Source organism: Mycobacterium gordonae, assembly GCF_002101675.1.
GTDB classification, from domain to species: domain Bacteria; phylum Actinomycetota; class Actinomycetes; order Mycobacteriales; family Mycobacteriaceae; genus Mycobacterium; species Mycobacterium gordonae.
The window spans coordinates 34,313-45,734 of the sequence record NZ_LQOY01000244.1; the positions used below are offsets into that span (position 1 = coordinate 34,313).

Sequence of the window (11,422 nt, forward strand, 5' to 3'; positions counted from 1 at the left end):
GGCCGGTGGACCGACAGCGATTTCCCGGCGCGCCGTAAACGTCGCGACCGGATGGCCAAACCGTGCCCACCTGCGTTCCTGACTCGATAGGGTCGCCCGTCATGGGCGTTCTGCGGTTCCTCTGGCGACGCGTACTGGCATTCGACCGTATCGGCTCCCGCATCCCGCAGCTCATCCAAGTCTGGCTGCTCGAGCTCTTCTTCGTCATGCCATTGACGTTCTTCATCGGAAAAGTCATCGACATCCACGGTGCGTTCGGCGTGCCCGGCACCGGTGAGCGGCTGGGCGGCGTGTTCTGGGGAGCACTGCTGGTCTCGCTGATCTTCGGGTTCTTGTTCGTGCGGTCCTTGGTCCGACCGCGGGTGGTGCAGGGATCGTGGACGCCCGTAGTGCACGCGGACGTGGGACCGGTGACCGTATACGGCGCCAACCGGGCCTGGACGGTGACCTATCCCTACCTCACCAGCCATCCGTCGTACGCACTGTTGCTGTTGTTGACCGCGCCGATTCCGGCGGTGATGTACGCCGCCACCCGTAATCAGGGCGACAGCACCTTCTACTTTCGCGTCAGCGGCATCGTCGGGATGGTCGTCCTTGCGGCGATGGCGATGGCACGCATTCTGTCCTGGTACGTGTTGCGACTGGGCCGCCGCCAACTCGATGAGCAGTTGCGCGGACTGCCGATCTCGCCACGGCGCCTGGGCTGGGAAATCGCATGGAAACCGGTGCTGGTGCTGGTGGTGCTGATGTATGCGATCGTCTGTATTCCCCTGGGTGTGATGTGGGCGAAAGAGCGGCGCACCATCGCGGCCCTGCCGCTCGTCACCGTCTCCGACACCGCCGGCGATTACCGGCGCGTGGAAGGGAAAGTGGCATCCGAGCCGGTCTACTGGGCACCCCGCGGCACCGGTCGCGGCGGAAACAACTACGCGGGCGCAGGAGTTCTGGTGACGCTGCCCTCCGGAGGTGAGGCACTGCTGCTGGCCGAGTCTCTGTCGGTTCCCGACTTCAAAGGGATGATGGCGGGCGTCTCGCACGGCACTCTCAAGGCCACCGGGAAAGTGATCGACGACATCACCGCCACCCAGCGCACGTACTACGGGTTCGACGTCAACGCGTTTCCGGAGCCACCGCCGGGCGGGCGGGTCATGCTGCTGCTCTCCAGTCCCTGACGCGACGCTCGAATTTCGGTGCTCTCGCCACCGGAAGGCCGCCGAGTGTCGTACCGTTTCGACAGGTCCTGGGCAGACCATCGGGTAACACCATCGAAGGGGGCTGCAGGGATGATCAAGCGACTCGTTGTTCTCGCGGCGTGTGGCGCGCTGATGTTCTCGGCCGGCTGCAGCGGATCGAAAGGTCAACACGCCGGCGCCGGAACGCGGGCGGCCGAGCGACCGCCGGCCACCTCGCGCACCGACCCTTCCAGCGAACCCGCACCGGCCGAAAAAATGGTCTTCCGATACGAGGAGGCCACCACCCCCGAGGCACAGAGCGGTCGCCAATTGATGGCTGATGCAAAGGTTTTGGAGAATGTGGCCGCTCACGTCAACGACACACTGAATCTGCCGCATGAGGTGGGCGCTGTCGGCAAGCAATGCGGTGAAGCCAACGACTACTGGGATCCCAACGCCAACGAAATTCAGCTGTGCTACGAGGACATCGCGCAGAGCCAGCAGCGGTTCGCCAATGCAGGCAACCCCAATCCGGCCGAAGCCGCGGTCGATGCCACCATTTCGGGGTTCTACCACGAACTCGGTCACGCAACGCTGAGCATCTACGAGCTCGCCTTCACCGGACGTGAGGAGGACGTCGCCGACCAGCTGTCGGCGTTCATGCTGCTGGCCCCCGGGGCCGACGGGAAGGCCTACCCCAACGGCGTCCGCATCGCCACCGACACCGCTCAGGACTGGAAGTTGAGCGCCAAGGAAGCCGGCGACGCCAACGAACTTCCGTTCTGGGACGGCCACTCGATGGACATCACCCGGATGTACAACTGGGAGTGCTGGATCTACGGGTCGGACACGACGGCCAACGCCGGCATCGTCACCTCCGGCGACTTGCCCGAGGACCGCGCCGGCAATTGTGAAGAGGAATTCCAGAACATGTCCCGGGCGTGGCAGCAGATGTTGGGGCCGCATCTGAAGAAACCCCGCTGAACGCGACATTCATGCACTGTTCAGGCCGTCGTGGGCCCGCGCTCGGTGGCCGCACATCCCAGACCGCTTGTCTCACGGTATGCGGGTGGTTCAGGTCGCCAACTTCTACGGGCCCCGGTCCGGGGGTCTGCGAACGGCGGTCGACCGGTTGGGCGCCGAGTACTGCGCCACCGGCCACGAGGTCTTCCTGGTGGTCCCGGGACCGCGCGCCCAGCGCACCCGGCTGGACAGCGGTGTCGTGCGAATCACGGTGCCCGCCAGGCAACTTCCGTGCACCGGCGGCTACCGCGCGATCATGCCGGCGCCGGTGCGGTCGTTGTTGGCCGCGCTGAACCCCGACGCGCTGGAGGTTTCCGACCGGCTCACTTTGCGCTGCCTGGGCCGGTGGGGGCGCGAGCACGGCGCCACCACCGTGATGATCTCGCATGAGCGCCTGGATCGCCTTGCGGGGCAGATCCTTCCGCGGCGGACCGCACAGCGATTCGCTGACTTCGCCAATCGGCGCACCGCCGCGGATTACGACACAGTGGTGTGCACCACCGAGTTCGCCCGCGAAGAGTTCGACCGCATCGGCGCGACGAACACCGTGACCGTGCCACTGGGGGTCGATTTGCGGACCTTCCACCCGCGTCGGCACAGCGCCGAACTTCGGCGTCGCTTCGCCGCGCCGGGTCAGATCCTGCTGGTGCACTGCGGTCGGCTGTCGGTGGAGAAGCGCGCCGATCGCAGCATCGACGCGCTCGCGGCCTTGCGCGACGACGGTGTCGACGCCCGGTTGGTGGTCGTGGGTGAAGGCCCGATACGGGCCCGGCTGCAGCGTCAAGCGGCCCGTCTGCCAATCGAATTCACCGGGTTCGTCGGCGACCGTCGTATGGTTGCCGCACTGCTGGCCACCGCCGATGTGGCCCTGGCGCCGGGCCCGCATGAAACCTTCGGGCTGGCCGCCCTGGAATCCCTCGCGTGCGGCACCCCGGCCGTGGTGTCACGCACCTCAGCCCTGACCGAAATCATCACCGCGGACAGCGGGGCACTGGCCGACAACGATCCGCTGGCCTTCGCCAGTGCGGTTCGTGACCTGGTCGGCCGCCCGGAGCGTCATCGTCGCGTCTGCGCTCGGCACCGGGCCGAGGTGTTCACCTGGCAGCGATCAGCGGCGGGCATGCTGACGACCTTCGGCTAGACCGAACCGTTCGCCCGAATTTGGTTGCGCGCCAGTACACCTGTCATCAGGGTTTCTGACGCCCCGAACGGCTCAAGCGCCACTCCGGCGGGAAGTTGAGATCGTTGTCCTTGACGACGTTGTTGAGGCCCTTGCCGAAAGTGCCTTCGGTGAGGTCGACGTCGTTGTCCTGGTCGTTGGCGATGATCGGCAGCATCCCCTCGACCATCCCGGTGAGCAGACTGCCGAAGTATTCGCCCTTGTGTTGCTTGTAGAGCTCGAGGAAGGTCTTCTGCACGGCGACGGTGTCGGTCGGCCGGCACCGCGCGCAGGCCAGTGCGTACTTCGCCGTTTCCTCTTCGAGTTTGTCGCGCGGCACCACACTGTTGATAAAGCCGCATTCATACATCTCCTTGGCGCTGAAAGGCCGCCCGGTGAACAGCATTTCGGAAAATTTTCGTAGGCCCATGGTCTCGGCCCACCACCACAGGCGTGGTCCCCAGCCCACGTAGCGGAATGCCGGGTGCCCGAACAGCGCGTCGTCTGAGGAGATCACCAGGTCGGCGTCGCCGGCTTGGTAGAAGTGCCAGCCGTAGCAGTAGCCCTTTGCCTCGATGATGCTGATCTTCCGAAGTTCTTGCAGCGGGCGGTTTCCCGCGCGGGCCTTGGCATAGAAGTCGGTGACGGTGGACAGGTACCGGTAGGAACCTCCCGGCGGATACTTGACGTCGTCGTCGTTGATCGCAAGCTCGTGCAGGAGCGGCATTCCCGGGTTCTCCAGCATTCCGCGTTGTTCGGGCAGGTCTCCCCCGCTACCGAAATCCTCGCCCTCGCCGCGGATCACCACGACCTTGACCTCGTCGTCCACATTGCACTTGTGGATCAGGTCGGCGTAGTTCTGCCGCATGCCCAGCGTGGTGGAATTCTGCGCGTCGGGACGGTCGAATGTGATGTAGGCGATCCGGTTCTTGACGTCCTTCTCGAACTTGATGTACTGCTCGGCTTCCTTTTTCAGCTCTTCGTAGTCGTATTCAGGCATGTGACTCTCTCTCTGGTTGAGCAAGCTGCCCGCGACCACGGGAAGCCCTTCACTGGTCCGAGTTCCCGGTCAACTGTCCCTTGCTCGGGCTTTTCAGTATGCCGCTGGCGATCGCCGCCAAGATTTTGTCGAGTTGTTCTGCGCTGTCGATGATTCGGTCGCCGTGGGCAAACCGCAACAGCAGGCCGTTGATAAAGGTCAGGGTGATGTTGCTGAGGTCATCGACGACGGCGGACTCCAGCTCCGTTCCACGGGGCATCAGCTGCACCAGAATTTCGCGGTGCAGCTTGGTGAATGCTTCGGTGCCGTGCGCCAGAGTGGCGGCCAAGGCCGGGTCCCGGGCGGCCTGCATCGTCAGCTCATACCGCGCCCTGGTTCGGGATAGCTCTGGCTCACAACCGGATTGGATCACCACTTGCGACAACAGCGACGGCGAGCGGCGGCCCCTGCCCGCACCGGTGGGACGGGCATTGTCGGCGACCGACTGGAGGTTGGCCAGATCCAGCTCGGCCAGCCGTTCGGCCACGGCGAGCAGCAGCGCCGATCGGGTGCGGAAATAGAACGAGGTGGTCCCGTCGGGAACACCGGACTTGCGGTCGACCTTGAGATGACTCAAGCCCTTGGCCCCGTCGTCGGCCAGCAACTGAATTGCCGCGTCGCACAGCTCACGACGGCGTTCGGCCGGATTGGGCTTGCGTCGTTTGTCCATCGTCAACCCCTCTCGGGTATCGACGCAGACATTACTCTATATGTGTAGTGTCGGGCTACCCATCGCAATCGACGATCAGCCGTACACCTGTGCGTAGAGGGCCTCGATGTCCGCTAGCTCGGGGATCAGCGGGTTGTTGCCCGGCGAACCGGACGCCACCGCTTGTTCGGCCATCAACGGAATCAGCGATTGCCAAGCGGCACTGTCGATGCCGTAGGACTTCGGAGTGGGCACCTCGAGCTCGGCACACAGTTCGGTGAGCGCCTCGACCAAGGCCCCGGCCGCAACCTCGTCGCAAGTCGCGGCGTCGGCCACCCCGTAGGCCCGGGCGCAGTCGGCGTAGCGCCCCGGTGCGCCGGCCACGGAGAATGCGGTGACCGCCGGGAAGAGCATGGCATTGGACAGTCCGTGTGCGACGTGGAAGTGGGCCCCGATCGGTCGGCTCATCCCGTGCACCAAGGCGACACTGGAGTTGGAGAAGGCCATTCCGGCCTGAGTGGCGGCCGCCATCATCCCGGCCCGAGCAGCTACGTCGGAGCCGTCGCGGTATGCCGGCTTGAGGTGTGCGGCGACCAGTCGGATCGCAGCCAGTGCCAGCCCGTCGCTGAGGGGATTCGCCCTGCGGCTGACGTAAGCCTCCACCGCGTGTGTCAAGGCATCGACCCCGGTATCGGCGGTCAGCCGCGGGGGCATCGTCATCGTCAGCTCGTAGTCAACGATCGCGGCTATCGGCAGGAACGAAGGCCCCGGACACAGCATCTTTTCATTGGTTTCGCTGTCGCTGATCACCGTGAACTGTGTTGCCTCTGAACCGCTTCCGGCGGTAGTGGGGATCGCGATGATCGGCAGGGCAGGCCCCGCATAACTGCTTGGCGCCTTGAACCGGCGCATCGGCCCGGGCTGAAGAGCAAGCACGGCCAGCGCCTTGGCGGTATCCATCGGGCTGCCGCCGCCGAATCCCACGACGCAATCCGCCCGGTGCCCGATCAGCATGTCGACGCCCCGCTGGAGCGATGCGGTGGTGGGATCGGCGACGGTGCGGTCAAACAACGCCGGTGCCTGGCCCGCCGCGCTCAACAGGGTCATCACCCGGTGCGCGCCGCCGGTTGAGGTCAGGTACGGATCGGTGACCACCAAAGGCCGGCGTACATTCAGCGCAGCGATCACAGCGCCCAGTTCATTGAGCGCGCCGCCACCCATCCGGATATGCCGGGGAAACGCGGCGGATATCGGCATTGATCACTTCCCTGGGTTCCGGGCCACCCGTTGCGGCCGTAGCGCAAACACTACGGCCAGCGTTCAGGACGACCCGGTCACCCCGATCAGGTGCAGGGAATGCCGTGCGGGCCGCCGATCCACTGTCCGGGCGGCGATTGCCACGGGCAGAACTGCTTGATCTGACCCGGCGCGGGTCGCCAGTCGTTGTTGTCGATCACCGGCACCGGCGGTCCCGGCGGTCCCGGAATGTTGGGCCCGGGCTTCGCGGCCGCGGTGCCTGCACCGACGCCGAGCGCACCCGCTCCCAGGGCGCCCGCCATCAGGGCCGTTCCGATGAGCTTCTGCATTTTCATTACGTCGCCTCCTCTTCTCAGCGCGGATGGCGCCAGTTCGGCGCCTGACCAGCAGGCTGAGGGATATCAGCAATAGCTTTAATACCCGATTTTAGCGGTGCTCAATCAGCGCCCCGATGTAACCTCCGACACGACATGGACCAACTCGGCATCGGCTACCTGAGCGTTTTCGGGCTGCCGCCCGTGCAATTCGTCGACGTCGCCGCCACCCTGCAGTGCCGTTTCATCTCGATGTTCCTGCGGGGGCTGCCGCTGGCCGGGCTGGGCTATCCCCCGTTCTCGCTGAAAAAGGACCCCGCATTGCGCAGCGACCTGCGGTCGGCGTTGCGGCATCACGGCGTCAGCATCACCCTCGGCGACGGCTTCCTGGTGGTCGCGGGGGGCGACATGCGCGCGTGTGCCGCCGATCTCGACATCGTGGCCGAGCTCTCGATTCCCCGGATCAATGTGGTCAGCCTCGACAGCGACCTCGGACGCACCTTCGATGAGTTTGCGGTGCTGGCCGAGCTTGCCGCCCAACGCGGCATCAGCACGGTGGTGGAACCCGTGCCTGGCCTGGCCGTTGCCGATCTCCCCACCGCGCTGGCCGCGGTGCGACACGTCGGCCGGTCCGACTTTCGGCTGTTGATCGACACCATGCACGTGTCGCGATCCGGATCCACCCCACCAGACGTGGCGGCGATCGATCCCGGGCAGGTTGGCTACGCCCAACTCAACGACGCCACTCGCCGGCCGCGCAGCGCTGACTACATGGAAGAGGCCATGTACGAGCGTCTGGTCCCTGGCGAAGGTGAGTTGCCGCTGCGCGACATCATCCGCGCGTTACCGGACGGGCTGGTGATCGAACTCGAAGTGCCGCAGCGATCGCTGGCGCTGGCCGGGGTCAGTCCGATCGACCGGCTGCGACCGTGTGTGGCTGCGGCGCGGCGCATCTTGGCCGATGCCGCCGGCTGAGCGATTCCGCGCGCTTCGGCGGCACTGGCGGTGAACGGTTTCTCGCACAGCACATGCTTTCCCGCGGCCAGTGCGGCCCGCGTCCACCGGCCGTGCAGGCTGTTGGGCAGAATGCCGATCTGCAGCACCGGCCGCGAGCCAGACATCGCTCGACGCTAGCAGCGCCGGGCGAACTCAGGGGCGTGCTCGGGCAACACGCCGACCCCGATGAAGTACGCCGGCACCAGGGATAGCCACGGCAACCGCTCCAGCACGCGCAGCAGGGCCGCCGGCGGAGCGGGGTCCTGGCCCCGAAGCAGTGGCCCGAGCAGCCCCCGGTGCAGCATCCGTTGTACGAATTGCGTTACCGCGGTAGGAAATACACGGCGGCGACGGACGGCCGCCAGGTCATGCTCGGTGACGTGGTGGCGCCGCAGTGGTTCGGCCAGGATGCTCGCCGCCGCGACGGCATCTTGCACCGCAAGGTTGATGCCGACGCCCCCCATCGGTGACATGGCATGCGCGGCGTCGCCGATGCAGAGCAGCCCCTCACAGTGCCAACGGTGTAACCGGTTGACCTTCACGTCGAGATGCTTGACGTCGTCCATGGAGCTCAACGCCCCGACCGATTCCGCGGCCTCTGGCACCAGCGCCGCGACCTCACGGCGGAATGCCTCGATGCCCTGTGCGCGCAACTGCGCGTCGGTGCCTTTCATCCCGATGTAGGCGATCTGGAAATAACCCTTGCGCGGGATGACGGCAAGTGCCTTGCCCGGACCGGTGCGGGGCAGGAAGGAGAACTCCGTTTCGTCGTGACGCGGCAACTTGAACCACCACACGTCGAACTTCACCGGATAGTCGTGGGTGCGCAGTCCGGCGGCCTGCCGTGCGATCGACCACCGGCCGTCGCAGGCGACGGTGAGCTCGGCGTGCAGTTCGCCCGGGCCGTTGGGGTCCTGGTAGCGAACGCCGGTGACTCGGCCGCCTTCGGTGAGCAGCCCGGTGACCTCGGTATTCATCCGCAGGGTGAATGTCGGCTCGGCAGTGGCGGCCTCGGCCAGCAGGTTGAGCAGGTCCCACTGCGGGACCATGGCGATGAACGGGTGGGGTTGGTTCAGTCGCTCGAAGTCGATGTAGGTGACCGAGCGCCCGTTCGATTCGAAGGCCGCCTTGCGTACCTCGTTGAAAGGCAACCGGGAGAACTGATCCCACAGTCCCAGCTCGTCGAGTAGCCGCATGGTTGAGCAGTGCACGGTGTCGCCCCGAAAATCGCGCAGGAAGTCACCGTGCTTTTCCAGCAGTGTGACCTGTACACCGGCACGGGCCAGTATCAGCCCCAGGACCATGCCGGCCGGGCCACCTCCGATGATTGCGCACGTCGTCTTGTCGCTCATTTGCGCTCAAGCATAGAGTCCGGCAAGGGCATTGCCCGAACGCGCAACGACCGATCAGGCGACCAACGCAGAGACGTCGGCGCCGATCAGTTGTGCCGCGCTCACGACGATCAGGATCTCCAGTGCTGCCGCCACAACGACGAGCGTCACGTTCGCCGTCACTGGGTAGCCGATCGAGTTCATCAAACCCATCGCATCGCCGTGGGCGAACTCCCGGATTCCTTCGAGGAACAGATTGATGTTCCACGCCGGAGCAATGGTCACCAATGCGTTGACCAGGTCGGCCGTCGGCAGCAGCACCGCATAGCCCCTGCTGGCCGCCGAAGAGATCGTGGTGAAAATGTCGGTGTTGGTGGCCTGGATGCCGTTGATGATGCTGTCTATCGAGAGCGCCGGATTCCCGACGCCACCACCGGAGGCGGCCGAGCCGGCACCCAGCAGGCTCGGCACGTCGAGTGAGGGAATGTTGAGGTGGGTGATGCCGTAGCCGAAGTCGTTGAGCCCCTGTTGGGTTCCGGCCTCCAGTGCGTTCCATACCGTGATGGGGTCGACTTCAGGAAACGCCCCGAACCGCGTCGGCACATTGGGCGGTGACGTCGAATACCCGTAGTTCGGGTCGCCGTAGCCGAGATTGACAATCACTCGCAGGTTCGGCTGGATCAGGTCAGCGAAGGGATCGCCGACGACGGGCACCGCACGCAACGGCTCTAACAACGGCAGATCTTCGGTCGGAATGATGTAGTAGCGGGTCATGGTCGGACCGACCGTGTTGGTCAGCGGTATGGCCCCATCAATCTGCTCCGGGGTCAACGAAAAGTAATTGGAGTGAAGGTAATACGTGCCGGCAAGGGCGTTCAACGTTGACACGATGTTCAGCGGATACCGCGGAAAGTCGGCGATGCCGTCGTACTCGATGGTGTAGATGTCGGTCGGGTACAGATTGTCTGGCGTCGCCCCCGTGGAGGTCACACCGAGGCTGGGAAAGGAGATCCCCGGGAAGCGGGCGGCCACCCCTCCGTTCGGATTGCCCGGATTGCCGACCAGTGAGAACGAGACCTGTTCTGGTGTAGGCGGATTGATCGAAGCGGCGAGTTTTGCCATCTCCAATGAGGCGATGGTGGCACCCTGGGAATAGCCGAATACGGAGACCTTGTCACCCGCGGCGAGGTTCGACCGGATCGCGCCGTCCAGAATCTTGACGCCCTGCGCCACCGACTCATCGAAGGTCAGGTTCTTAATGCCGACAACCGGATAGAGGCCCTGTGGAGTGAAGAGCGCCTGCCCGATGGCGCCTTCAGCGATGCGGTCAATGTAGAGGTCGAGGGCACGCTGCACATACTTGGCCGAGGGAATCGGAATGCCGCTACCGCCCATCACATGAGCGATCGTCTGCGCCTCAGCGGGATTGGCGGGTGTGCTGGCACCCTGCAGTGTCGCTATGTTCGCCAGGCTCTGAAGTCGCTGCTGCCAAGGTGCCAGTTCAGCAGCAATCGCGCTGGCACCGGCGTGATAGGCCGCCATTGCGGTCACATCCTGGGCCCACATCTGGTCATAAAGTGATTCGGCGGCGGCGATCGCGGGCGCGTTCTGTCCGAACAGGTTGGACATGACCAACGACAGAACTTGCGATCGGTTGTCTGCCACGAGTGTGGGGTGAACCGTCGCGGCCAACGCGGTCTCGAATTCCGCCGCAGCGGTGCGAGCCATCGCTGCCGCCCCCTCGGCGTGCCTGGCCGCGGTGTTCAGCCAGCACACATGTGGCCCTGCGGCGTCCGCCATTGCGCAGGATGCCGCTCCCCGCCAGGAGCCGCTTGCCAACCCGAACGTCAGAGATTCGAATGACGCTGCCGCGGACTGTAATTCGGCCGCGAGACCATCCCATGCCGTTGCTGCCGCAAGCATCGGCGCCGGGCCCGCACCGGTGTAGAGCCGCGAAGAATTGATCTCCGGCGGCAGCACCGAAAAGTTCGGCAGCGTGCTCAAGTGTCCTCCTAGCAACCGAGTGACGTCCCTACACGCCGTGAACCCGTCCCAAGCGCTCAACCGAACCGCCGGAGTCATCCGCGCCGATTCGCCGGCCAGGGCGCGCCGGCGCCGCTGACACCAGCCGGGCGCGGCTTCTAGTGATTCAACTGCGACACGGTGCTTTGCGCGTTGGGCGCATCGAAGCCGCCGACGCTCCTCCCGACGCATGCCGCGGCCGTGAGTCCGACGCTGGCGATCAGAGCACCTATTGCCACCAAAACACGTACCTTCGTGCGGTTCATCTCAGACATGGGGTCTCTTTTCCATAGAGAGTTTGAGAAGTGCGGCAATGCTAACTCCCGCATCGTCATTGTGGAACCTTTTTTCGCCTTCATATTTTTAGCCGAGTGAATTTCCCGAAGCCGCTTGGCCGGGTGTCCACAGTGACGGAAACCGTTCGTAGCGTGTTGAATACAACAATCTATCCGGTTGCGGC

General features: G+C 64.9%; 11 protein-coding genes and 1 pseudogene. 4 read left to right on the top strand and 8 right to left on the bottom strand.

Annotation, left to right across the window (positions count from 1 at the left end; all coding sequences use genetic code 11):
- The first annotated feature begins 101 nt into the window (after positions 1–101).
- The 3 genes from AWC08_RS31735 (at position 102) to AWC08_RS31745 (ending at position 3,336) form a co-directional block, all read left to right on the top strand.
- Entirely contained in the window at positions 102–1,172 is a 1,071-nt protein-coding gene (locus tag AWC08_RS31735; RefSeq protein WP_065134124.1) for a hypothetical protein, read from the top strand.
- A 276-nt stretch (positions 1,173–1,448) separates the two neighbouring features.
- A complete protein-coding gene (locus tag AWC08_RS31740; protein ID WP_372511562.1) occupies positions 1,449–2,156 on the top strand; it encodes a DUF4344 domain-containing metallopeptidase in 708 nt (235 codons plus the stop codon).
- Between the two features lie 79 nt (positions 2,157–2,235).
- Positions 2,236–3,336 (top strand): glycosyltransferase, encoded by a 1,101-nt coding sequence (locus AWC08_RS31745; RefSeq protein ID WP_065134126.1) that lies wholly within the window; start codon positions 2,236–2,238, stop codon positions 3,334–3,336.
- A gap of 46 nt (positions 3,337–3,382) precedes the next feature.
- On the opposite strand, the gene AWC08_RS31750 is transcribed toward AWC08_RS31745, so the two are convergent.
- From AWC08_RS31750 to AWC08_RS31765, 4 genes are all read right to left on the bottom strand, one after another.
- Positions 3,383–4,354, bottom strand: a complete 972-nt coding sequence (locus AWC08_RS31750; protein ID WP_065134139.1) for an enoyl-CoA hydratase/isomerase family protein — start codon at positions 4,352–4,354, stop codon at positions 3,383–3,385.
- 49 nt (positions 4,355–4,403) lie between these two features.
- A complete protein-coding gene (locus tag AWC08_RS31755) occupies positions 4,404–5,063 on the bottom strand; it encodes a TetR/AcrR family transcriptional regulator (protein WP_069434794.1) in 660 nt (219 codons plus the stop codon).
- 75 nt (positions 5,064–5,138) lie between these two features.
- Positions 5,139–6,299 carry an iron-containing alcohol dehydrogenase gene (locus AWC08_RS31760; protein WP_069434795.1) on the bottom strand — a complete coding sequence of 387 codons (1,161 nt, stop codon included), beginning with the start codon at positions 6,297–6,299 and terminating at the stop codon, positions 5,139–5,141.
- Positions 6,300–6,385: 86 nt separating this feature from the next.
- Positions 6,386–6,634: a hypothetical protein gene (locus AWC08_RS31765; protein ID WP_069434796.1), complete on the bottom strand. Its 249-nt coding sequence runs from the start codon at positions 6,632–6,634 to the stop codon at positions 6,386–6,388.
- A gap of 135 nt (positions 6,635–6,769) precedes the next feature.
- On the opposite strand from AWC08_RS31765, the gene AWC08_RS31770 reads away from it, so the two are divergent.
- Entirely contained in the window at positions 6,770–7,588 is an 819-nt protein-coding gene (locus AWC08_RS31770; protein ID WP_069434797.1) for a sugar phosphate isomerase/epimerase family protein, read from the top strand.
- On the opposite strand, the pseudogene AWC08_RS31775 reads toward AWC08_RS31770, so the two are convergent.
- From AWC08_RS31775 to AWC08_RS37740, 4 genes and pseudogenes are all read right to left on the bottom strand, one after another.
- Positions 7,578–7,698: pseudogene (locus tag AWC08_RS31775) on the bottom strand (Gfo/Idh/MocA family oxidoreductase); the annotation flags it as partial. The gene AWC08_RS31770 and the pseudogene AWC08_RS31775 overlap by 11 nt on opposite strands.
- 45 nt (positions 7,699–7,743) lie before the next feature.
- Positions 7,744–8,961: an FAD-dependent oxidoreductase gene (locus AWC08_RS31780; RefSeq protein ID WP_083271321.1), complete on the bottom strand. Its 1,218-nt coding sequence runs from the start codon at positions 8,959–8,961 to the stop codon at positions 7,744–7,746.
- Between the two features lie 54 nt (positions 8,962–9,015).
- Positions 9,016–10,944: a PPE family protein gene (locus tag AWC08_RS31785; protein WP_069434798.1), complete on the bottom strand. Its 1,929-nt coding sequence runs from the start codon at positions 10,942–10,944 to the stop codon at positions 9,016–9,018.
- Positions 10,945–11,081: 137 nt separating this feature from the next.
- Positions 11,082–11,237, bottom strand: coding sequence for a hypothetical protein (locus tag AWC08_RS37740; protein WP_172835146.1), 156 nt, complete (start codon positions 11,235–11,237; stop codon positions 11,082–11,084).
- Positions 11,238–11,422: the final 185 nt, after the last annotated feature.

Bases quoted from the DNA above. Each gene is read 5' to 3' on its own strand.
- AWC08_RS31735 (WP_065134124.1), top strand. From the start codon at position 102: ATGGGCGTTCTGCGGTTCCTCTGGCGACGCGTACTGGCATTCGACCGT.
- AWC08_RS31740 (WP_372511562.1), top strand. From the start codon at position 1,449: ATGGTCTTCCGATACGAGGAGGCCACCACCCCCGAGGCACAGAGCGGT.
- AWC08_RS31745 (WP_065134126.1), top strand. From the start codon at position 2,236: ATGCGGGTGGTTCAGGTCGCCAACTTCTACGGGCCCCGGTCCGGGGGT.
- AWC08_RS31750 (WP_065134139.1), bottom strand. From the start codon at position 4,354: ATGCCTGAATACGACTACGAAGAGCTGAAAAAGGAAGCCGAGCAGTAC.
- AWC08_RS31755 (WP_069434794.1), bottom strand. From the start codon at position 5,063: ATGGACAAACGACGCAAGCCCAATCCGGCCGAACGCCGTCGTGAGCTG.
- AWC08_RS31760 (WP_069434795.1), bottom strand. From the start codon at position 6,299: ATGCCGATATCCGCCGCGTTTCCCCGGCATATCCGGATGGGTGGCGGC.
- AWC08_RS31765 (WP_069434796.1), bottom strand. From the start codon at position 6,634: ATGAAAATGCAGAAGCTCATCGGAACGGCCCTGATGGCGGGCGCCCTG.
- AWC08_RS31770 (WP_069434797.1), top strand. From the start codon at position 6,770: ATGGACCAACTCGGCATCGGCTACCTGAGCGTTTTCGGGCTGCCGCCC.
- AWC08_RS31780 (WP_083271321.1), bottom strand. From the start codon at position 8,961: ATGAGCGACAAGACGACGTGCGCAATCATCGGAGGTGGCCCGGCCGGC.
- AWC08_RS37740 (WP_172835146.1), bottom strand. From the start codon at position 11,237: ATGTCTGAGATGAACCGCACGAAGGTACGTGTTTTGGTGGCAATAGGT.